Source organism: Arthrobacter sp. R-11 (genome assembly GCF_049913155.1).
Taxonomy (GTDB): domain Bacteria; phylum Actinomycetota; class Actinomycetes; order Actinomycetales; family Micrococcaceae; genus Arthrobacter.
The window spans coordinates 2,885,456-2,906,057 of the sequence record NZ_CP183979.1 but is presented as its reverse complement, the minus strand read 5'-3'; the positions used below and the strand labels follow the sequence as shown (position 1 = coordinate 2,906,057).

21 protein-coding genes, 1 other RNA gene, 1 pseudogene and 1 riboswitch are annotated in these 20,602 nt (G+C 66.0%); of the genes and pseudogenes, 15 read left to right on the top strand and 8 right to left on the bottom strand.

What is annotated here, in order from left to right; genetic code table 11:
- Positions 1-45 precede the first annotated feature (45 nt).
- The 14 genes and pseudogenes from ACN9M4_RS13150 (at position 46) to ACN9M4_RS13085 (ending at position 11,510) form a co-directional block, all read left to right on the top strand.
- Complete coding sequence (locus ACN9M4_RS13150; protein ID WP_426298556.1) at positions 46-1,269, top strand: CpaF family protein; 1,224 nt, start codon at positions 46-48, stop codon at positions 1,267-1,269.
- Entirely contained in the window at positions 1,269-2,123 is an 855-nt protein-coding gene (locus tag ACN9M4_RS13145) for a type II secretion system F family protein (protein WP_426303473.1), read from the top strand. The genes ACN9M4_RS13150 and ACN9M4_RS13145 overlap by 1 nt, the downstream gene beginning before the upstream one ends.
- Positions 2,120-3,060: pseudogene (locus ACN9M4_RS13140) on the top strand (type II secretion system F family protein). The gene ACN9M4_RS13145 and the pseudogene ACN9M4_RS13140 overlap by 4 nt, the downstream one beginning before the upstream one ends.
- 100 nt (positions 3,061-3,160) lie before the next feature.
- Positions 3,161-3,409: a hypothetical protein gene (locus tag ACN9M4_RS13135; protein WP_426298554.1), complete on the top strand. Its 249-nt coding sequence runs from the start codon at positions 3,161-3,163 to the stop codon at positions 3,407-3,409.
- A gap of 4 nt (positions 3,410-3,413) precedes the next feature.
- The gene (locus ACN9M4_RS13130) at positions 3,414-3,830 is read left to right on the top strand and encodes a TadE family protein (protein ID WP_426298552.1); all 417 of its coding nucleotides are present in this window, start codon (positions 3,414-3,416) and stop codon (positions 3,828-3,830) included.
- Entirely contained in the window at positions 3,811-4,323 is a 513-nt protein-coding gene (locus ACN9M4_RS13125; RefSeq protein ID WP_426298550.1) for a hypothetical protein, read from the top strand. The genes ACN9M4_RS13130 and ACN9M4_RS13125 overlap by 20 nt, the downstream gene beginning before the upstream one ends.
- Positions 4,320-4,775, top strand: coding sequence for a pilus assembly protein TadG-related protein (locus ACN9M4_RS13120; RefSeq protein WP_426298548.1), 456 nt, complete (start codon positions 4,320-4,322; stop codon positions 4,773-4,775). Before ACN9M4_RS13125 ends, ACN9M4_RS13120 begins: the two co-directional genes overlap by 4 nt.
- Positions 4,776-4,882: 107 nt before the next feature.
- The gene (gene prfB, locus ACN9M4_RS13115; protein ID WP_426298544.1) at positions 4,883-5,998 is read left to right on the top strand and encodes a peptide chain release factor 2; all 1,116 of its coding nucleotides are present in this window, start codon (positions 4,883-4,885) and stop codon (positions 5,996-5,998) included.
- A gap of 239 nt (positions 5,999-6,237) precedes the next feature.
- Complete coding sequence (gene ftsE, locus ACN9M4_RS13110) at positions 6,238-7,002, top strand: cell division ATP-binding protein FtsE (protein ID WP_426298542.1); 765 nt, start codon at positions 6,238-6,240, stop codon at positions 7,000-7,002.
- Complete coding sequence (ftsX, locus tag ACN9M4_RS13105) at positions 6,999-7,910, top strand: permease-like cell division protein FtsX (RefSeq protein WP_426298540.1); 912 nt, start codon at positions 6,999-7,001, stop codon at positions 7,908-7,910. The genes ftsE and ftsX overlap by 4 nt, the downstream gene beginning before the upstream one ends.
- Positions 7,911-7,996: 86 nt before the next feature.
- Positions 7,997-9,337, top strand: coding sequence for a peptidoglycan DD-metalloendopeptidase family protein (locus tag ACN9M4_RS13100; protein WP_426303472.1), 1,341 nt, complete (start codon positions 7,997-7,999; stop codon positions 9,335-9,337).
- 87 nt (positions 9,338-9,424) lie between these two features.
- Entirely contained in the window at positions 9,425-9,895 is a 471-nt protein-coding gene (gene smpB, locus ACN9M4_RS13095) for an SsrA-binding protein SmpB (RefSeq protein ID WP_074591609.1), read from the top strand.
- A gap of 108 nt (positions 9,896-10,003) precedes the next feature.
- Positions 10,004-10,372: a transfer-messenger RNA gene (gene ssrA / locus ACN9M4_RS13090) on the top strand.
- Between the two features lie 139 nt (positions 10,373-10,511).
- The gene (locus ACN9M4_RS13085) at positions 10,512-11,510 is read left to right on the top strand and encodes a S1C family serine protease (RefSeq protein WP_426298537.1); all 999 of its coding nucleotides are present in this window, start codon (positions 10,512-10,514) and stop codon (positions 11,508-11,510) included.
- 30 nt (positions 11,511-11,540) lie between these two features.
- On the opposite strand, the gene ACN9M4_RS13080 is transcribed toward ACN9M4_RS13085, so the two are convergent.
- Entirely contained in the window at positions 11,541-11,675 is a 135-nt protein-coding gene (locus tag ACN9M4_RS13080; protein ID WP_426298535.1) for a hypothetical protein, read from the bottom strand.
- Positions 11,676-11,787: 112 nt separating this feature from the next.
- Here ACN9M4_RS13080 and ACN9M4_RS13075 point away from each other — a divergent pair, with 112 nt between their 5' ends.
- Entirely contained in the window at positions 11,788-13,200 is a 1,413-nt protein-coding gene (locus ACN9M4_RS13075; RefSeq protein ID WP_426298533.1) for an MFS transporter, read from the top strand.
- Positions 13,201-13,202: 2 nt separating this feature from the next.
- On the opposite strand, the gene ACN9M4_RS13070 is transcribed toward ACN9M4_RS13075, so the two are convergent.
- The 7 genes from ACN9M4_RS13070 to ACN9M4_RS13040 form a co-directional block, all read right to left on the bottom strand.
- Positions 13,203-13,916, bottom strand: coding sequence for a metal-dependent transcriptional regulator (locus tag ACN9M4_RS13070; protein WP_426298531.1), 714 nt, complete (start codon positions 13,914-13,916; stop codon positions 13,203-13,205).
- A 44-nt stretch (positions 13,917-13,960) separates the two neighbouring features.
- Positions 13,961-14,746, bottom strand: a complete 786-nt coding sequence (locus tag ACN9M4_RS13065) for a class I SAM-dependent methyltransferase (protein WP_426303471.1) — start codon at positions 14,744-14,746, stop codon at positions 13,961-13,963.
- Between the two features lie 54 nt (positions 14,747-14,800).
- Entirely contained in the window at positions 14,801-16,204 is a 1,404-nt protein-coding gene (locus ACN9M4_RS13060) for an aminotransferase class V-fold PLP-dependent enzyme (RefSeq protein ID WP_426298529.1), read from the bottom strand.
- A gap of 35 nt (positions 16,205-16,239) precedes the next feature.
- Positions 16,240-16,352, bottom strand: a riboswitch (SAM riboswitch).
- Between the two features lie 168 nt (positions 16,353-16,520).
- Positions 16,521-17,333 carry a histidinol-phosphatase gene (gene hisN, locus ACN9M4_RS13055; protein WP_426298527.1) on the bottom strand — a complete coding sequence of 271 codons (813 nt, stop codon included), beginning with the start codon at positions 17,331-17,333 and terminating at the stop codon, positions 16,521-16,523.
- A gap of 56 nt (positions 17,334-17,389) precedes the next feature.
- Positions 17,390-18,505 (bottom strand): ribosome small subunit-dependent GTPase A, encoded by a 1,116-nt coding sequence (gene rsgA, locus ACN9M4_RS13050; protein ID WP_426298525.1) that lies wholly within the window; start codon positions 18,503-18,505, stop codon positions 17,390-17,392.
- A gap of 2 nt (positions 18,506-18,507) precedes the next feature.
- Positions 18,508-19,872 (bottom strand): 3-phosphoshikimate 1-carboxyvinyltransferase, encoded by a 1,365-nt coding sequence (aroA, locus tag ACN9M4_RS13045; protein WP_426298523.1) that lies wholly within the window; start codon positions 19,870-19,872, stop codon positions 18,508-18,510.
- 7 nt (positions 19,873-19,879) lie between these two features.
- Positions 19,880-20,395 (bottom strand): DoxX family protein, encoded by a 516-nt coding sequence (locus ACN9M4_RS13040; protein WP_426298521.1) that lies wholly within the window; start codon positions 20,393-20,395, stop codon positions 19,880-19,882.
- Positions 20,396-20,602: the final 207 nt, after the last annotated feature.

Sequence of the window (20,602 nt, the reverse complement as noted above, 5' to 3'; positions counted from 1 at the left end):
GAACGTTATATCCCTTGCCAGAGGGAGCGCCACATTGGGGGGAAGATGGACGCTGTCCGCATCGTCGAAGACGAAGTCCGGGAATTGATCCGCCGTCGTGGGCTCGATCCCCTCAAGCAGGCCGTCGAGGTGCATCGCCTGGTCGAAGCCGCGGTCAACGACTATGATGCACGCGCATTGATTGCACCGCTGCCTCCGATCGGCCACCTGGAAAGCGCGCGGAAGCAGGTCTTCGACGCCGTCGCCGGCTTCGGGCCGCTGCAGCCTTACCTGGACGATCCCACGATCGAAGAAATCTGGATCAATTCGCCGAACGAAGTCTATGCAGCGCGGAACGGGGAATCGGAACTCACCTCGACCACCCTCAACGACCAGCAGGTACGCGACCTCGTGGAGCGGATGCTGAAGAGCTCGGGCCGCCGTCTTGACCTGTCTTCACCGTTTGTCGACGCGGCGCTGCCGGACGGCTCCCGCCTTCACGTCGTCATTCCGGACATCACCCGCCGGCACTGGGCCGTGAACATCCGCAAGTTCGTGGTCAAGGCGAGCCGCCTGGAGCATCTCGTCGAGCTCGGAACCCTGACCCCGCAGTCCGCACGGTTCCTCGGCGCGGCCGTGGCAAGCGGCCTTAACATCCTCGTCTCAGGTGCCACCCAGGCGGGGAAGACGACGATGCTGAATTGCCTTGCCGCAAACATCGGTTCCCGCGAGCGCGTCATCACGGTAGAAGAGATCTTCGAACTGCAGTTCCCGCTGCGCGATGTCGTTGCCCTGCAGTGCCGCCAGCCCAACCTCGAGGGGCAGGGTGAGATTCCGCTGCGCCGGCTGGTCAAGGAAGCGCTCCGCATGCGCCCCGACCGGCTTGTGGTCGGTGAAGTCCGGGAAGCCGAAAGCCTGGACATGTTGATCGCGTTGAACTCCGGCCTTCCGGGCATGTGCACCGTTCACGCCAACTCCGCCCATGACGCGGTCACGAAGATCTGCACGCTGCCCTTGCTGGCCGGCGAGAACATTTCCAGTGCCTTCGTCGTCCCCACCGTGGCGTCCTGCATCGACCTCGTGGTCCATTGCAGCCGCAGTGCCAACGGACATCGGCAGGTCACCGAGATCCTCTCCCTTGGCCGCCGCGTGGAAAACGGAATCATTGAATCTTCCCTGGTCTTTACGATGCAGGACGGGCAATTGCTTCCGAAGGCGAACGCCATGCCGTCCACCGAGAAATTCGCCCGGGCGGGCTTCGACGTCGCTGCGCTGCTGGGGGCGCGATGATGGCGCCCTTGCTTGGAGTCCTTTGCGGACTCGGGGTCTTCCTCATCTGGTGGTCCGCCTGGGAGCAGGCTCCCGCCGCAACCCGGGAACGGAAGCCGAAGCGGCTGGAGACCCTTCTCCTTACCGCGGGCATTGAGAAGGTCAGCTCTGCGGGCCTCACTGCTTCCTGCCTCGGTCTGGGCCTGTTCGTGGTCCTGGTCTTCTTCATCGTTACCGGATCCCTGCCTATCGCCGCTTGCTTCGGTCTCTTCGGTGCCTGGCTCCCGCTCGCCGTCGTGCGATGGCGGGCCCGACGGCGGACCGCGATGCTCCGTGGCCTGTGGCCCGACGTCGTCGATCACCTCCGCTCGGCCATCCGCGCCGGCCTGCCGCTGCCGGAAGCGCTGATCCAGCTCGGGCACAAAGGCCCGGAGGAACTGCGCACCCTGTTCCGGGACTTCGGCGCCGACTACCGTGCAGGTGGCCAGTTCGATGCCGCGCTGAACAGGCTGAAGGGCCGCCTAGCTGATCCCGTGGCCGACCGGATCGTCGAGGCGCTCCGGATGACCCGCGACGTCGGTGGTTCCGATCTCGGCCGTCTTCTGGGAACGCTGGGCGAGTTCCTCCGCGAAAGCGCGCGGACGAGGAGCGAGCTTGCTGCCAGGCAGTCCTGGACGATCAACGCCGCCAGGCTCGCCGTGGCGGCGCCGTGGATAGTCCTCATGCTGCTGGCGAGCCGGTCGGAAGCCATCGCCGCCTACAACACGCCCATGGGCGTTGCTGTGCTGGCCGGCGGCCTGGTGATCTCGGCATTCTGCTATTCGATCATGCTGAGGATCGGTGCGCTCCCCGAGGACGAGAGGGTGCTCCGATGAACACCTTTTCCGCCATGGCCGTTTTCTGCGGCTTGCTTCTCGGGGCCGGGCTTTGGCTCGTCCTTGTCCGCATGCCGTTCATGCGGGCCACCCCGTTCCTGGAACGGATTGAGCCGCAGCTCAGGTCCCACAACCTTGAATCCACGCTCCTGCAGACTTCCGGACACAACATCACGCCTTTCGGACCCCTGGAGAGGATCCTGCGCCCCTTGGTCGAGGACGGCTTGCACCACCTCGCGAAGTTCAACTTCGGGACCACGGCCCTGAACAGGCGCCTTGCGCGGGCAGGTTCCAGGAAGACGGCTCTGGACTTCCGCGCCGAGCAATTGCTCTGGGCGGCCATCGGCTTCGTGCTGGCCATCGTGCTCACGGTCTTCAGTGCGACGGCCGGACGCTTCAACCTCGGCCTGTCGCTCGTTTCGATTGTGGGGGCGACGCTCGGCGGGTTCCTGTTCCGCGACTACGTGCTCGGCGTCCAGATCAAGCGCCGGGAGAGGCGCATGCTCGCGGAGTTCCCAAGCCTGGCCGAGCTCATGGCCCTCGCGGTGGGGGCGGGCGAGAGCGCGATCGGTGCGCTGGATCGGGTCTGCCGGACAGCGAACGGTGAACTGGCGAAGGAGTTCGCGCTGTCCTGGCCGCCACGCGGGCCGGGAAGCCCCTGGTCGAGGCGCTGCAGGACTTTTCCGCGCGCACAGAGCTGGGGGCGTTGGTGCGCTTCGTCGACGGCATGGTTGTCGCCGTCGAACGCGGCACGCCGCTGGCCGAAGTCCTCCGCGCCCAGGCATCGGACGTCCGCGACAGCGCCAAACGGGAACTCATGGAGTCGGCCGGCCGCAAGGAAATCGGCATGATGGTGCCGCTGGTCTTCGGCGTCCTTCCACTGACTGTCGTGTTTGCCGTCTACCCGGGCGTCGCAGCCCTGAACCTGGGCTTCTGATGTACGCGCTTCTGATGCCAGTTGCAGCCACCCCGGGCAACCCGGTCTTCGAACAAGAAAAACCTGCACAAATGACCCGCACAAGGAAATGGGGAAGAACATGACAACGCAACAACTCCGGAGCCTGCCGGTGACCACCTTGGGGTACCTGTCCCGGTCCCTCGAGGGCATTGGGTCCCGCTGCGCCCGTCGGCTTGCTTCCGACGCCGGTATGTCCGAGCGGGGCGACGTCCCCGGTTGGGTGATGATCACCCTGATGTCCGCCGCCCTGGTTGCCGGCTTGCTGGCGTTGGCGACCCCGGCGCTCGCCGAATTGTTCAACAATGCCATGGACAAGGTCAACAAGTAGATCCATGCTGCCGGACACCAGGACGGGTGCGTTGCACCCTGGCACCCGCGGGGACGAGCGGGGCTCCGCCGTCGTCGACTTCGTCCTGGTCGGCACCCTCCTGACCTTCCTCTTCCTCGCCATCATCCAGTTGACCCTCGTGCTGCACGTACGCAACACCCTCATCGACGCCGCGTCTTCCGGCGCCCGCTACGGCACCCTTGCCGACAGGACACCCGAAGATGCCCGGCATCGCACCGCCGATCTGATCGGCACCGCGCTGAACCCGGGCTACGCGCAGGACATCTCGACGTCGGAAGCGGAGGTCCGGGGGATCCGCACCCTTGAAGTCACCGTCAGGGCGCCGCTTCCGGTCGTAGGTCTCTTCGGTGTCCCGGTTTCCGTGCTGGAGGTGAAGGGCCATGCGGCGCTTCCGGGTTGATCTTCAGCGGCGCCTTGGTACCCGGCTGCGTGTCTCCCTCTGCCGCCCACGGTCAGGCGACGGACCGCTTCCGGGCACCGGAAGGGAGGAGGGGAGCGCCGTCGTCGAGTTCACGTTCCTGGCCCTGCTGCTGATGGTTCCGCTCGTGTATTTCATTGTCACGGTCGGCCAGTTGCAGGGCGGCGCTTTCGGGGTGGTAGGTGCCGCGGACCAGGCCGCCAAGGTGTTCGTTGCCCAGGAAGACGCCGGCCGGGCCCGGGCGGCGGCGGAACAAGCGGCCGTGCTGACCCTTGCCGATTACGGGCACCCCCCAGAGCGCGCGACGATCGATATTTCCTGTGACCGCGCCGACTGCATGTCTGCGGGCGCAACAGTCACGGTCACCGTAAACCTCACGGTTCCGCTGCCCATGGTGCCGTTCGGCGATTCGCTCCGGCTCGATGCCGGCCGGCTGAACGCCTCTGCTTCCCAGATTGTCGGGAGGTTCCGATGAGCGCCAACGGCGCCCGGGGCGAGTCCGAACAGGGCCAGACCATGGTGCTGATCATCGGCTTCACGCTGCTTGCCTTACTCCTGGCGAGCGTCGTCGCGGCGGCCTCGGCCGTGTACATCGAGCACAAGAAGCTCCTGTCGATGGCCGACGGCGCCTCGGTGGCGGCCGCCGACAGCTACACCCTTGGCGGCACGACCAGGGGATCCAGCCGGCCGGCGGCGGTGCTCACCAGCGAACGTGTCCGCAGTGTCACGGCGTCCTACCTCAGCCGCAACAACGCCTATGCCCGCTTCGACCGCCTTGCTGTCGGAGGGGGCACGGGAAGCCCGGACTCCTCGTCGGCGGACGTCACCCTCACCGCCGTCGCGCATCCGCCGATCGTGAGTTTCCTCCTCCCGGAAGGCATTCCGATCGAAGCACGGTCCACAGCGCGCTCCCGGCTCACACGCTAGTCGGCGGCGGTTCCGGCTCCTGGTTCCGGCTCCCGGCTCCTTCCATGTTTGTCACGCGGGCACCGGCAGGACACCGGGCCCTTCCGATGGCGTAGGCTTGAACAACCATGGCTGAGATTGATTTTTCCGCGGAAATCCGCGCCCTTCGCTCAACGTACTCCTCCATCGAGCAGGTGTCCGACGTCGATAGGCTCAAGGCTGATATTGCCGAGCTGAGCGAACAGGCAGGGGCTCCGGACCTTTGGGACGATCCTGCGTCTGCGCAGCAGGTCACGTCCAAACTCTCGCACCGTCAGTCCGAGCTGGAACGGCTGAACAAGCTCGCCGGCCGCATCGACGACCTTGAGGTACTCGTCGAACTGGGCCAGGCCGAGGGCGACCAGGATTCCATGGCTGAAGCGGCCACGGAGCTGGAGTCAATCCGGAAGGCCCTGGCCGAACTCGAAGTCGTGACCCTGCTTTCGGGCGAATACGACGAACGCGAAGCCGTGGTCACCATCCGCGCAGGCGCCGGTGGCGTGGATGCCGCGGACTTCGCGGAAATGCTGCTGCGCATGTACCTGCGCTGGGCCGAACGGCACGGCTACCCCACGTCCGTCATGGACACCTCCTACGCCGAAGAAGCCGGGCTGAAATCGGCAACCTTCGAAGTCAAGGCCCCGTACGCCTTCGGCACCCTGAGCGTCGAGGCCGGAACGCACCGGCTGGTCCGGATCAGCCCCTTCGACAACCAGGGCCGGCGCCAGACCTCCTTCGCGGCGGTCGAGGTCATTCCGCTCATCGAGCAGACCGACTCGATCGAGATCCCCGACAACGAAATCCGGGTAGACGTCTTCCGTTCCTCGGGCCCCGGCGGCCAGTCCGTCAACACCACGGACTCCGCAGTGCGCCTGACCCACATCCCGACGGGAATCGTGGTGTCGATGCAGAACGAGAAATCCCAGCTGCAGAACCGCGCCGCCGCGATGCGGGTCCTGCAGTCCCGCCTGCTCCTGCTGAAGAAGGAGCAGGAAGACGCCGAGAAGAAGGCCCTGGCCGGCGACGTGAAGGCATCGTGGGGCGACCAGATGCGCTCCTACGTGCTCAACCCGTACCAGATGGTCAAAGACCTCCGGACCGAGCACGAAGTCGGCAACACCTCTGCGGTGCTCGACGGCGAAATCGACGACTTCATTGACGCGGGCATCCGCTGGCGCACCGGAAACCGTAACGCCGCAGGCTAAGCCGCGGACGAGGTGAACCGGCAGCCGGTTGGGCCCCGCGCAGGATAGTCACAGGCCTGGCGCAGGATAGACACAGGATCGGCACAGGATTGGCGACACGCCCCGGGAGGCCGCGTTCTTCCCGGGAACCCGTGCGTATAGTCGAAGGGCCGGTGCCCATCTTCCCCAAACGAAAAGCCCCGCACCGGTGGCTGGAGCTTCGCGCGATGCGGCGCGTCGGTCGGGGTTGCCGAAGAGCCATGATCCGATTTGAGAACGTCACCAAGGTTTACGACCCCAATGCGAGGCCGGCGCTGGATGACGTCAGCCTCGAGATCGAACGCGGGGAGTTCACCTTCTTGGTCGGCGCCTCGGGATCCGGAAAATCCACCTTCCTGCGGCTGATCCTGAAGGAAGACCGGGCCACTTCGGGGTCGGTGTACGTGGCCGGCCAGAACGTCGCGAACATCTCCAGCTGGCGCGTGCCGAGGCTGCGCCGCGGCATCGGGGTCGTCTTCCAGGACTTCCGCCTCCTGCCGCAGAAGAACGTCTTCGCCAACGTCGCCTTCGCCATGCAGGTCATCGGCAAGAGCCGGAGCATCATCAGGGAAACCGTGCCCGAGGTCCTCAAGACGGTCGGTCTTGAAGGCAAGGAAAAGCGCATGCCCCACGAACTCTCCGGCGGCGAGCAGCAGCGCGTCGCGATCGCGCGCGCCGTCGTCAACCGGCCCGGCATCCTCCTGGCGGACGAACCCACCGGAAACCTGGATCCCATCACCTCTATGGGCATCATGGGCGTCCTCGACAAGATCAACCAGAACGGGACCACCGTGGTGATGGCCACCCACGATGACGACATCGTGAATGAAATGCGCAAGCGCGTCGTCGAACTGCGGAACGGCGTGGTGGTGCGTGACGAGGCCAAGGCGCTCTACACCTCCATGATCCCCGTGGTCGGGGAGTCCCGCCGGCTCAAGGACGCCAGCGGCGAAGAACTCAACCGCGCGACGGGAGGCCAGCTGTGAGGCTTGCATTCATCCTCGGTGAGATCGGCAGCGGTCTGCGCCGCAACCTGTCGATGGTGATTTCGGTCGTCCTGGTGACTTTCGTGTCGCTGACCTTTGTTGGGGCCGCCGGCATGCTGCAGATGCAGATCAACCAGATGAAGGGCTACTGGTACGACAAAGTCCAGGTGGCGATCTTCCTCTGCAACGAGTCCTCGACGTCGGCCGGCTGCGCCTCCGGCGCGGTTACCGATGAACAGCGGGAGAACCTGGGCAAAATGCTTGAGTCTCCGGCCGTCAAGCAGTACATCAGCGATTTCCAGTTCGAATCGCAGGCCGAGGCGTTCCAGCACTTCAAGGACCAGTTCTCCAATTCGCCGATCGTGGACTCGGTGACCCAGGACCAGCTCCCGGCGTCCTTCCGGATCAACATGAAGGACCCGGAGAAGTACCAGATCATCAGCGAGACCTTCTCATCCCAGCCGGGCGTGGAAACTGTCAGCGACCAGCGCCAGGTGCTTGAACGGATCTTCGTCTGGATGAACGGGGCTTCCGTGGTTGCCATGGGGATCGCCGTCGTCATGATCGTCTGCGCGGTGCTGCTCATCACCACCACCATCAGGTTGTCCGCGTTCAGCCGGCGCCGCGAAACCGGAATCATGCGGCTTGTCGGCGCCTCCAAGACCGTCATCCAGCTGCCGTTCATCCTCGAAGGCGTGATCGCCGCCGTGGTGGGGGCGCTCCTGGCCTCCGGTACGCTGTGGCTCGTGACCCTTTGGCTCAACGGCGATCTGTCGCGGCAGTTCCTGAATACCCCGTTCATTTCCTCCGCCCAAGTGCTAGTTGTCGCGCCGGTCCTGATCGCCTTGGGCGGCGGACTGGCGGGCATCGCTTCCTTGCTAACCCTCCGCCGATACCTGAAGGTGTAATGATGAACCGCAGCGAAGAGCAGAAAAGCCTGCCGGCGTCGGGAAGGGTCCCGCTGCCGGTGCAGCTGCGGCTTGCGGCGCGCCGGATGAAGATCGTGGCCGCTGCGCTGGCGGTGACGTTGGCGGCTGGCCTTGGGGCAGCGGCGCCGATTGCCCGGGCCGACGATCTCGAGGACAAGCAGTCCGCCCTGGAAGCCGAAGCGGCACGGGTGGAACAGTCCCTGGAGTTCGTTGATGCCAAGATTGCCAAGGCTGCCGGTGATCTGGTGGTCTACCAGGGCCGCCTGCCCGGTGCGCAGCAGGCCCTGCTCGAGGCCCAGGGGCGCGTAGCCTCCGCCGTCCGGGAGGTCGAAGCCCTGGCCGCGCGCGTGGATCTGGCCCAGCAGAACAAAGCCAAGATCACCGAGCAGCTGGAAAACGACAAGCAGAAGATCAGCGAGACGAAGAAGCTGATCGGCCAGATCGCCTCGCAGGCCTATAAGTCCGGCGGTGTTCCCACCAACGTCGCGCTGCTGTTCGGATCGAACGACGGCGGCAGCCTCACCGAAACGATGGACCTCGCCGACCAGGCCATGCGCAGCCAGAACGCCGCCATGACCAAGCTGACGCAGCAGAACGCCACCAACGTGAATTCCCAGGCGCGCCTCGCAGCGGTCGAGGACGAAATCCGGGACCTGAAGGCGAAGGCCGATGCCGCCCTGGCACGTGAGAAGGCCGCCCGGGACGAAGCCGCGGCCAAGAAGGCCGAAGTGGACAAGCTCATTGCGGACACCACGCGACTGAACAGCCAACTGCAGGCGGCCAAGCCCGGCATCCAGGCCAAGCTGCAGCAAGTGAAGGAACAACAGGCCACCGTGGCCGCGGAGATCGCCGAACGCGACCGCAAGCTCCGTGAGGCCTGGGAGGCTGAGCAGCGCCGGATCGCGGAAGCCGCTGCGGCAGCAGCGCGTGCGCAGAATAGGCCCGTGCAGCCCTACAACCCTCCGGTGGTGCCGCCGGCCTCGGCCTTCGGCCTGATCCACCCCGTGCCGGCCGACGTGCCGATCACCTCGGGTTTCGGCTGGCGTGCCACGCCTCCTGGAACCATCGACTTCTACGGCCAGGGCGGCTACATGCACACCGGCATCGACTTCGGGGCCAGCTGCGGCACCCCGGTGTACGCCGCGGCCGCCGGAACCGTGTTCTCGGCAGGCTGGGGCAACGATGGCGGCGGCAACAGGGTCAAGATCTCGCACGGTGTGGTGGGCGGCCATTCGCTGACCACGGTGTATTACCACAACACCAGCGTGGTGGTTTCCGAAGGCCAGCAGGTCAGCCGTGGCCAGCTGATCGCGTACTCGGGCACGACGGGTAACTCCACCGGCTGCCACGTGCACTTCGAGACCTGGCTCGACTCGGCCGCCGTCGACCCGATGACCCTGCTCTAGCTCCCCTTTGTCGGGGCGGGGCGCGGCTTTCCGGGCCCGCCCCTGGCGTAGACTGGGGTGAATCTCAACAAACCAAGGAGTTCTACCGTGCCCAAGGAAAGTGGCCGTAAGGTAGTGGCCACCAATCGCAAGGCCCGGCACAACTACCACATCCTGGACAGCTATGAGGCTGGCATCGCCCTCATGGGAACCGAAGTGAAGTCCCTTCGCGAGGGCCACGCGTCGATGGTCGACGGTTTCTGCACCTTCTACAACGACGAGTTGTGGATGGAAGGAATCCATATCCCCGAGTACAACCAGGGGAGCTGGACCAACCATGCCGCGCGCCGCCGTCGCAAACTGCTCCTCCACCGGGAAGAGCTGGACAAGATCGCGGGCAAGATCCGGGAATCCGGCTTCACCGTGGTGCCGCTGCAGCTTTACTTCCTGGACGGCCGCGCAAAGGTTGAAATCGCACTCGCCCGAGGCAAGAAGGACTATGACAAGCGGCAGACGCTCAGGGAACAGCAGGACAACCGGGAGGCGCTGCGCGAAATGCGCGAACGCAACCGGCGCTAGCCGCCCGCGCTGCGTGGAATGATTTCCCGTCGCGGTGCGTTATGATGGATAGTCCGGACGGAATGGCGGTCTTGCCGCTGTGCCGGACGGAATTTGGTAACAAAATACGGGGATGATCGGTTTCGACGATGTTAGTCGCGACAGGTGAAGCGGGCCGAGGATGCAGAATTATCTCGTAAACGCTGTCTGCAAACCAATAAGTGCCGAATCTAAGCGCACTGACTTCGCTCTTGCTGCCTAAGCAGTAAGACAGTCCGTCAGCCCGGGGTTGCTATCGCCCCGGTTCCTGGCGTCATTCAGATAGCCACTGCTGTTTACCTTTGTCATTGGGGTGAACGGGACTTTTAGATGACTGGGCCCGGATCAGCCAGCTGTTTGCAGCATGGCTGGGGCCGAGAAAATCCGACGCAAACTGCGCCCGGAGAAGCCCTGACAACACGACATCGGACGGGGGTTCAATTCCCCCCATCTCCACGAATTGAGGCCCCTGGAAACAGGGGCCTTTTTTCGTGCCCTCACTGGCCCGAAGAACAGGTTCACCCACGGCGTAGCGTTGCGCGGATTAGGGGCGGTTCCCCGCGCGTTGAAGCAGGTATCAAGGCCTGAGGAGGCAGCCATGGGCAACGAACCGGAGGCGGTGTTCCCGGAGGAACCTGCTGAGACCGTGTCCGACGACGACGTTTTGGACACGTATTCGCAGACCGTCATGCGGGTGGCAGGGAGCGTGACGGCACACGTTGCCGCCCTCGAAATGAACGGCGTCCGGCGCAACGGCTATGTCAGGCTTGGTGCCGGTTCAGCGGTGGTCTTCACGGCGGACGGCTACCTGCTCACGAACGCACACGTCGTAGCAGGCCACCAGGGAGGAAGGGCCGTTTTCGTTGACGGCACGCACAGCGAAGTCGAGCTCATCGGCTCCGATCCCTTGTCCGATCTCGCCGTGCTCCGTGCCCGCCACACTCCTCCGCCGGCGGTCCTGGGGAACGCTGAATCCTTGCGGGTCGGTCAACTCGTTGTTGCGGTCGGCAATCCGCTGGGGCTGTCCGGATCGGTGACTGCCGGCGTCGTCAGCGGGCTTGGCCGCTCCATCCCCGTGCGGTCGGGAAGGCACACCCGGCTGATCGAAGACGTCATCCAAACCGACGCGGCACTGAACCCCGGAAATTCGGGGGGAGCATTGGCAGACACGAAGGGGCGGATCGTCGGCATCAATACGGCCGTTGCGGGGCTGGGCCTGGGCCTGGCGATTCCCATCAACGGCACAACCCGGCGCATCATCGCTGCCCTTCTGCGTGATGGCCGGGTCACGAGGGCCTACCTCGGATTGGTCAGCACCCCGATCCCGCTGGACGTGGGCGCCGTGGTGAGGACGGGGAACAAGGAGGCCCTTCGGGTGGTCGAGGTGATCGCAGGCTCGCCCGCGGAACAGGCCGGAATGCGGCCTGGCGATCTGGTTCTCAGGGCCCAGGACAAGGCGGTGTCCAGCGCGGAAAGCCTGCAGAAACTGCTGTTCTCCCAGGCGGTCGGGGAGCCCTTCCGGATGTCGGTGCTGCGTGACGGCCGGATCGTGGACGTGGTGGCGGTCCCCAGCGAAATGAGCGATAAGGACGAATAAGACACCCGGGGCCGGTGGCCCCGGGTGCTCTCATTTCCTTTTCAGATGCGCAACGGGATCGATGGCGGCTTCGGTGTCGTGCTTTGCGCGCTTGACGGCCCGCTTCTGCTTGATGGATTTGCCGCTCTTCTTTATCTCGTGCTGGTGTGGTGATTTGTCAGGCATGACTCGCTCCTATGCCGGATACCGCAGGGACCACCTCTGGAGACCATCGGCCCCCACTTTGTAAACTACGCCCCTTTCGGCTGGATACAAGGTCCGTGCCCGGGCGTAGGCTGTGCACATGAACGACACGGCCGTGCTCCCTCCAGCTACGCCGCTGCAAAAGCGTGTGCTCGTGGTGGCCATAGTGGCTTCGTTCATTGCCTTCCTGGATACCTTCGTGGTCAACCTGGCGTTGCCCGCGATCGGGCGCGAACTCGGCGGCGGACTTGTCATCCAGCAGTGGGTGGTGGACGCGTACCTGCTCACGCTCGGCGGCCTGATCCTTGTGGCCGGTTCATTGTCGGACCATTTCGGCAGGGTGCGGGTACTCGAATGGGGGCTGGGCGGCTTTGCCCTGACATCGGTCCTCTGCGGCCTGGCCTGGTCGGGTGAGGTCCTTGTGGTGGCCCGGGCCCTGCAGGGTGTAGCCGGCGCCCTCGTGGTTCCGAGTTCGCTGGCGCTGATCGTGAACTTCTTCAGCGGTCCGTCGCAGTCGCGGGCCATCGGCCAGTGGTCCGGATGGACCAGCGCCGCGGCCATCGTGGCGCCGTTGGTGGGCGGGCTCTCGGTCGACTATTTGTCGTGGCGTTTCTTCTTCTTTGCCAATTTGGTCCCGCTTGCCGTGGTCTGGCCCCTGGTCCTGAGGCTGCGCGAGGACGACAGTAGGGACCCCGCAGCGGGACACATCGATTATCGTGGTGCGAGCCTGGCAATCGTCGGACTCGGCGGTCCCGTGTACGCGTTCATCGAACAGGGCCACCTCGGCTGGGGCAGCCCGTTCGTGTGGGTGCCGCTTGCCGTCGGCGTGGTTGCCCTGATCCTGTTCCTCGCCCACGAAGCCCGGACGCCGGCGCCAATGCTGCCGCTGCGGCTCTTCACGATCAGGAACTTTGGCTGGGGAAACATCGCGACCCTTGCCATTTATGCGGCCTTCTCCCTGGGCTTCTTCCTGCTGGGGATCTACCTCCAGCAGGTGGGCGGGATGACCGCGACGACGGCAGGTATCGCCCTGCTGCCTTCCACCGTGATCCTGATGCTGGCCTCCAGCTACTTCGGCGGCCTTGCCGGCAAGTTCGGGCCCCGTTGGTTCATGACCCTCGGCCCGGTGCTATGCGGCATCGGCTTCCTGCTGCTGCTTACGGTGCAGCAGACCCTGAACTACTGGGCCCAGGTGCTGCCGGGGCAGATCGTGTTCGGAATCGGCCTGGCCGTGACCGTCGCTCCGCTGACCGCTGCCATCCTGGGCGCGGTTCCAACCGAACAGGCGGGCATAGGTTCGGCGATTAACAACGCGGTGGCCCGCATCGCGGGCCTGATCTGCATCGCCTTTGCCGGGATTATCACTGGCCCGGTCCTGACGACGGCGGGCCTGCACCAGGGCGCGGTGGTCACCGCGGTGCTGCTCATGATCGGGGCGGCCGCGTCCGCCGTCGGAATCCGCAACCCCGAACTGGAGCCGGTGACGCAGGGCGGGGACGGCCGATAGCGTCAGGCGTCGGGCAGCGTGCAGCCTTCGTGCGTCGACTCCGAAGCGATCCAGAGAGCCGAGGCCACCTCGTCGGCGAGATCGTACTCCCGGCTGGAAGAGCCGCTGCCGATCTTCACCACCAAGGCCCCGCCGAAAGGCTTGCGGCCCAGCACCTCCACGCTGGCGTCCAGGTCGATTTCCTCTGCGGCCAGGTAGCGCAGCAGCTCCGGGTTTTCGTCGCTGATCCTGGTGATCCGGCCGGAATGTCCCTTGTCGAGTTCGACCATCCGGTGGGCATGCGGCAGCGCCACGGTGCCGTCAGCGGCGGGGATGGGGTCGCCGTGGGGATCCCGCGCCGGGTCGCCGAGCTTCCGGGCCATGCGTTCGATGAACGTGTCGGAGACTGCGTGTTCGAGGAGTTCGGCTTCGTCGTGGACTTCGTCCCAGCTGTAGCCAAGCTCCATCACAAGATAGGTCTCGATCAGCCGGTGCCGGCGGACCATGGCCAATGCGAGCTGCATCCCCTCCGGGGTCAGGGTGATCGCGCTATAGGGCTGGTGGTCCACCAGGCCCTGGTCCTTGAGCTTGCGGACCATCTCCGAGACCGAGGAGTTCGCCACGCCGAGGCGCTGGGCGAGCTGCGAGGACGTGATGGGTTTGTCCTGCCACTCGGTAAACGAATAGATGACCTTGACGTAGTCCTCGATCGAGGATGAGGGCGTACCGGTCTTCACGGTCCTAGCCTACCGTGAACGGCCTGCCTGGAAATTTGCCCGGCTCAGACTTTCCGCGCCCGCCAGCTCTGTGTTACATAGGGCAGCCGGATGACGTCGGATGGCCCGTGGCCAAGGTGGTCGTGCAGATACCAGTGGAGGTTGGCGATGACCTTGGCCCGGGTGGCCTCATTCGCCCGCAGGTAGTAGCTGCGCGACTTCGTCAGCTCCATGATGTCTTCGGGAAGCAATGGATCCTCCCACGGGCTCAGGTGGCTCTCCAGGCCAGTGAATTCCGGGCCCACCACGGGCCGGAAGTCCGCTTTATGGACGTCCCCGGCATGCATGATGCGCGAGAGCCGATGGACCCACGGGACCGAGGTGTCCAGCTGGTTCCACACCAGTCCGAGCACCCCGCCGGGTCGCAGGATGCGGGCCAGTTCGGTGCTTGCCGAGAAGGGATCGCACCAGTGCCAGGCCTGGGCAACGCTGACGACGTCGAATGTTGAGTCCGCCAGCCCTGTTGCCTCTGCCGTGCCGAGGAGTGCCGTGGCCGCCGGGTAATCCTTCCTCAGCTGCGCGAGCATGTCTTCGGAGGGGTCGACGGCGGCTGTCAGCAGGCCGCGTTCCAGCAGCAGGGCGGTGAATTTGCCGGTCCCGGCGCCGATGTCCGCGGCGGTCCGGGCGCCGGCGGGCACCAGCCAGTCCGCGGAATCGGCAGGGTAGCCGGGACGGACGCGATGGTAGTGCTCGCCGCCGTCCTGGAAGCTCGAACCGAGTTCACGCCGCCGGCCGCTGTTGAGCTTGGGGCCGTGGAGCCTGGGCCCGCCGCGGTGTCCACCGGATCGCAAAGCCACGCGTCCACTCCTCACAGGGTCCTGAAATACCCTACGAATCTACCGCACTCAGTCGGTGCTGCAGGGCGCTGCGCCCGCGGTGCCGGGAGTGTTCGGCGCCCAGTGCGGGTAGCTGCGGTGGTCGTTGGCAGGGACCCAGCGGCCGGCGTCGACGACGTAGTCCCAGCCCAGGCCTTCGGTCTTGAGTGCCTTGATGCCGGCGATCAGGCGGGTGGCGTCCTCGAGCCGGGAACCCAGGCCGAAGCTGGCGCGCAGGGAACCGGAGGGGAGACCGAGCCTCTTGAGCAGGGGGTGGGCGCAGAAACGTCCGTCCCGCAGGCCGATGCCGTGTTCGGCGGAGAGATACGCGGCGACCAGGCCGGCGTCGTAGCCCTCAAGGGAGAAGTTCACAACGCCGATGGTGTCGGCGGGGTCTGTGTCGCTGAAGATCTGGTGGACGGTAACGCCTTCGATTTCCTTCAGCCCCGCAACCAGGTGGGTGCGGATCGCGGATTCGTGGGCGTGCCATTCGTCCTGGTCCAGTTCCGCGATGACCTGGGTGGCCCTGGCCAGGGTGGCCGCGCCGAGTACGTTCGGGGAGCCACCTTCGTGGCGGGCCGGTCCGGTGGCCCAGATGACAGAGTCGAGGCGCGCTTCGCGGACGGCGCCGCCGCCGGCGAGGTGCGGGGTGCCGGCGTCGAGCCAGTCGGGGCGGCCCACCAGGACGCCGGCGCCGAACGGTGCGTAGAGTTTGTGCCCCGAGAAGACCAGGTAGTCGATGTCCGCCGCGGCGATGTCGACCCGGCGGTGCGGGGCGAGCTGGGCGGCGTCGACGACGATGCGTGCGCCGTACGCGTGGGCCAGTGCGGCGAGTTCCTTGACGGGCAGGATCTCACCGGTGACGTTGGAGGCTCCGGTCACGGCGAGCAGGCTGACGCCGCCCTGCGCGAGGGCTTCGCGGACGTTGGCCAGGGTTTCCGCCAAGGTCGATGCCGCCACAATGCTGCGGTGCGGGACATGCTGCCAGGGGAGCAGGTTGGCGTGGTGCTCGATGTCCAGATACAGGACCTCGCCGCTATGCCTTCCGTCCACAAGAGGCAGGCAGCCGGCAAGCAGGTTCAGCGAATCCGTGGTGTTGCGGGTGAAGATCACGCTGTCGTCCGCGCGGCCGCCCACGAAATCGCGCACGATGTTGCGCGCGTTTTCGTAGACCGAGGTGCTGATCTGCGAGGCGTAGCCGGCGCCGCGGTGGACGCTCGCGTAGAAGGGCAGGACCTCGTTCAGGTAGGCGGACACGACAGTCAGTGCCGGGGCGGATGCACCATAATCCAGGTTCGCGTAGCGTACGTGGCCGCCCTGGATGAGCGGTGCCTGCAGTTCGGCGCCGGTGACGGCGGCCAGCGGGCGGGCAGCCGGCGACAGCGGGGAATCGTTGTGACGGAGTTCAGGCGAAGTGAAAGTGGCAGTGCTCATGGGAGTCCTCATTCAAGGGAACCCTGCATGCAGGGGATCCGCGCTTGCCGCATCCGTTCCGGACCGGCCGGGTCGTCACCCGGGGCACCCCGCCGCGATGGAGGGTTGCCGGCCAGCAAACCGGGGTTTCACGCTGGCACTCGTGACCTGTCTTTGAGACTAAGACACCATACGCGAGGTGCCAAAGCCAGCCGGCTTTGTTAAGCCGATTGTTACGGAAAAGCGGTTTCGGGGCGGTTTGCCGAACAAAAATCGGCAGGCGTCCCGCGACGGGGATGCCTGCCGATGAATCTTCGCCGAAACTCCTGTGAAGGGATCAGAGGAGGTCGTCGATGGAAGGGTTGAGTTTCTTCAGGACCTCGGAATGCAGGATCGAGTTGCTTGCCACGGCGTTCCCGCCGAACGGACCGTCCTTGCCATCCAAGGAGGTGAAGCGGCCGCCGGCTTCCGTCACGATCGGCACCAGCGCCGCCATGTCGTAGAGCTCGAGCTCAGGTTCGGCGGCGATGTCCACCGCACCTTCGGCCACGAGGCAGTAGGACCAGAAATCGCCGTACGCCCGGCTGCGCCAGACGGCGTCTTCCAGGTCCAAGAAGGAATCCAGTGAGCCCTGTTTTTTCCATTCCGAGATTTCCGAGTAGGACAGGGAGGCGTCCGACAGCCGCGAGACATTGCTGACCTTGAGCCGGGTGGCCGAGGCCAGGGAGCGGCCGGTGTAGGCGCCTCCGCCCTTGACCGCCCACCAGCGCCGGCCCAGCGCGGGGGCGCTGACGACGCCGACAACCACCTCGTCGCCGTCGACCAGGGCGATGAGGGTGGCCCAGACGGGAACGCCGCGGACAAAGTTCTTGGTTCCATCGATCGGATCGATGATCCAGCGCCGGGCGCCGTGCCCGGTGCTGCCGAATTCCTCGCCTAGCACGGCGTCCCGGGGACGCGAGCGGGACAGTTGGCCGCGGATGGCTTCCTCGGCAGCGCGGTCGGCGTCGGTCACGGGGGTGAGGTCGGGCTTGGACTCAACCTGCAGGTCCAGGGCCTTGAATCGCTCCATGGTCAGGGCATCGACGGAATCCGCAAGCACGTGGGCAAGGCGGAGGTCGTCGTTGTAGTTCGGATCGGCTTGGGTCATGGTTCCAAGCTACCGGTAAAACACAGCCCGCCCGGGGAACCGTGGAGCATGGCTCGTCAGATGACGGTGCCCAGCTCCTTGGATTCCTTGGCCTCCTGGCGCGGATCCGCGCCCAGGAGGCGGCGCAGCGAGGCCAGGCGGGCCGGGCCCGCTTCCCCGGCGGAACCCGAGGCGACCCAGTCGTCGAGACCGCAGCGGACCGCGTTGGCGTCGTGCTTGCAGCCGCGTTCACAGGATTCGGTGCCCGGCTCAAGGTCCGGGAAGGCGTGCATGATCCGGTCCGGATCCACCAATGCCAGCCCGAAGGAACGGATGCCTGGGGTGTCGATGATCCAGCTCCCGGCGGGAGCTTCGTGCAGCCTCAGGGCCAGGGCCGAGGAGGAGGTGTGGCGTCCGCGGCCGGTGACGGCGTTCACGCCACCGGTGGCGCGTTCGGCGCCGGTGAGGGCGTTGACCATGGTGGACTTCCCGACGCCGGAGTGCCCCAGCAATACCGTTACTTTGCCGTCGAGGTATTCGCGCAGCTGGCCGACGGCGCTGCCGTCGAGCCTCGCGGAAAGGCCGTCGTCGCTCCGGGCGTCGATGCCGGAAGCCTCAGCATCGGCGGTACGGCTGATGATCACCGGAAAATCGAGGCTCAGGTAGTTGGCCAACAGTTCCGCAGGATCCTTGACATCCGCCTTGGTGATGAGCAGCAGCGGCTCGATTCCGGCGTCGTAGGCTGCCACCAGGGCGCGGTCGATGAACCCGGTGCGCGGCTCCGGGTTGGCCGCCGCCACCACGATCACCAATTGGTCGGCGTTGGCCACCACCACCCGTTCCACGGGATCGGTGTCGTCGGCGCTGCGCCGCAGCACTGTCTTGCGCTCCTCGACGCGGACCAGGCGGGCCAGCGTGTCGGGTGCGCCGGACACGTCTCCTACAAGTCCGACGAAGTCGCCGGGAACCACTGGGTTGCGCCGCAGTTCGCGGGCGCGGGCGGCGATGACAATGCGTTCCTCGGGCGTGTCCTCGGCGACCACGGCGGTGTAGCGCCCGCGGTCCACCGTGATGATCCGGCCGAGCACGGCGTCGTCGTGGCTCGGCCGGTCTTTGGTACGCGGGCGGGAACCCTTCTTGTTGGGCCGGATCCGGACGTCGGACTCATCCCAAGACTGTGCGGAGCGTCCCATCGTCAGTGACCGGGCTCCGGGGCTCCGGGCGCGGCGCTGTCCTGTTCAAGCATGGCCGCCCAGATCTGCGGGAACTCCGGCATGGTTTTGGAGGTGGTGGCGATGTCCTCCACGAGCACGCCTTCGACGGCGAGGCCCAGGATGGCCCCGGCGGTCGCCATGCGGTGGTCCGCGTAGCTGTGCACGACGCCGCCGTGCAGCTTGGCGGGCCGGATCACCAGGCCGTCGTTGGTCTCCTCGGCGTCGCCGCCGAGCCTGTTGATTTCGGCGACCAGCGCCGCCAGGCGGTCCGTTTCGTGACCGCGCAGGTGGCCGATGCCCGTGAGCCTGGACGGGCCGGTGGCCAGGGCGCAGAGGGCCGCCACCGTCGGGGCGAGTTCGCTGGTCTCGTCGAAGTCCGCCCCCTTGATTTCCTGCCCGCCGGTCACGGTGAGCGTGCCGTTGTCGAGGCTGACGGTGGCGCCCATGGTCTGCAGGATCTCCCGCCAGAGATCGCCCACCTGGGTGGTGTTGGACGGCCAGTTGGGAATCCGGACGGTGCCCTTGGTGGCGAGGGCGGCGGCCAGGAAAGGCCCGGCATTGGAGAGGTCCTGTTCGATCCGCACGTCGAAGGCCCGGATGGCGCCGGGGGACACCACCCAGTGATTGGGGACGGTGTCGTCGACCACGACGCCCACGCCGCGCAGTACGGCGATCGTCATGTTGATGTGGTCCAGGCTGGGCACCGGTTTGCCGACGTGCTCCAGGTGCAGGCCCTCGGTGAAGCGGGCGCCGACCAGCAGCAGCGCGGAGACGAACTGGGAGGATGCGCTGGCGTCGATCACCAGGTGGCCGCCGCGTACCGAACCGTTGCCGTCCACCGTGAAAGGAAGCGAGGACGCAGGCCCGCCGTCCGGGCCGGAAATCCCGACGCCGAGCGCGGACAGCGCCTCGATGATCGTGTTCATGGGGCGCTTGCGGGCGTGCGGGTCGCCGTCGAACGCCGAGGAACCGTTGCGAAGGGCCGCGAGCGGAGGCACGAAACGCATCACGGTGCCGGCGAGCCCGCAATCGATGGCGCAATCGGAGGCCGGCGCCGCCGGATCGATCGGTTCGATCAGCAGGTCAGGTCCGTAGCTGCCGTCGCCCGGCACCTCCGTCACGGTGGCGCCCAGTTGCCGGAGCGCCTCGATCATCAGGGCAGAATCCCGGGAGTGGAGGGGAGCGCGGAGCCTGGATGGTCCGTCGGCCAAGGCCGCGAGGACCAGATAGCGGTTGGTGAGGGACTTGGAACCCGGAACCGTGACCGTGGCGTCAACGGGCCGGTGCGCGAAAGGGGCGTCCCAGAGGGGTGCGGAGGTTGTGGTGGCTTCCGTGGTGCCGGTCATGCGTTCTTTATGCTCCAACTGCGTTGTCTACTGCCTTGCGGACGGCGCGGTCCGCCTTCTTCAACTGCTTGCCGCCGGCCTTGCGGGCGTCCATGGCCAGGTGCTCGGCACGCCAGGCAAGGCTCGGCTTGCCGGCGGTGTCGACGGCAGCGAGCAGCGCGCCCCCGGTGAGCGAGATGTTCTTCAACAGCTGCGCGCGGCGCTCAAGCCGGCCTTCCTTGGTGCTGATGTCCGCCGAGCGCCACTCGACGAAGGCGTTCAGTCCCGAAATGACCGCCAGCAGGCCGGCAGAGAAGCGGGGCAGCTTGCCAAGAGCGAGCAGGGCGCCCGCACCAAGTTGGGTGCCGCCGATAAGCCGGGCGATGAGTTTTTCATCGGCCGGGAATGGCAGGGAATCCGAGGCCCGGCGCAGCAGCGGGGAGAGTTGCTTGGCAGTGTCGTCCGCGTTCTTGAGCTTGTCGATCCCGGAAACTACGAAGCTTGAGGCCAGCATCGGGCGGGCGGGAAAACGGATGAGGGACATGTTTTGCCTCCTGGATGGCTTGCCGCAACGGTCAAGGGTGCAGTCGCCTCCTAGTCTTGCACCTTTGCGGAATATTTGCCCGGGAGGGGCGGTTGTGAGAAGAAGGCGCGGCTGCGCGCGGGGAGGCCTGCGCGCAGAACGAGTGCGAAGCCAGTATCAAGTGGAAGGAGCCGCTTTCTTGAGCTTGGTGAAAGACCGTCAGGAAGT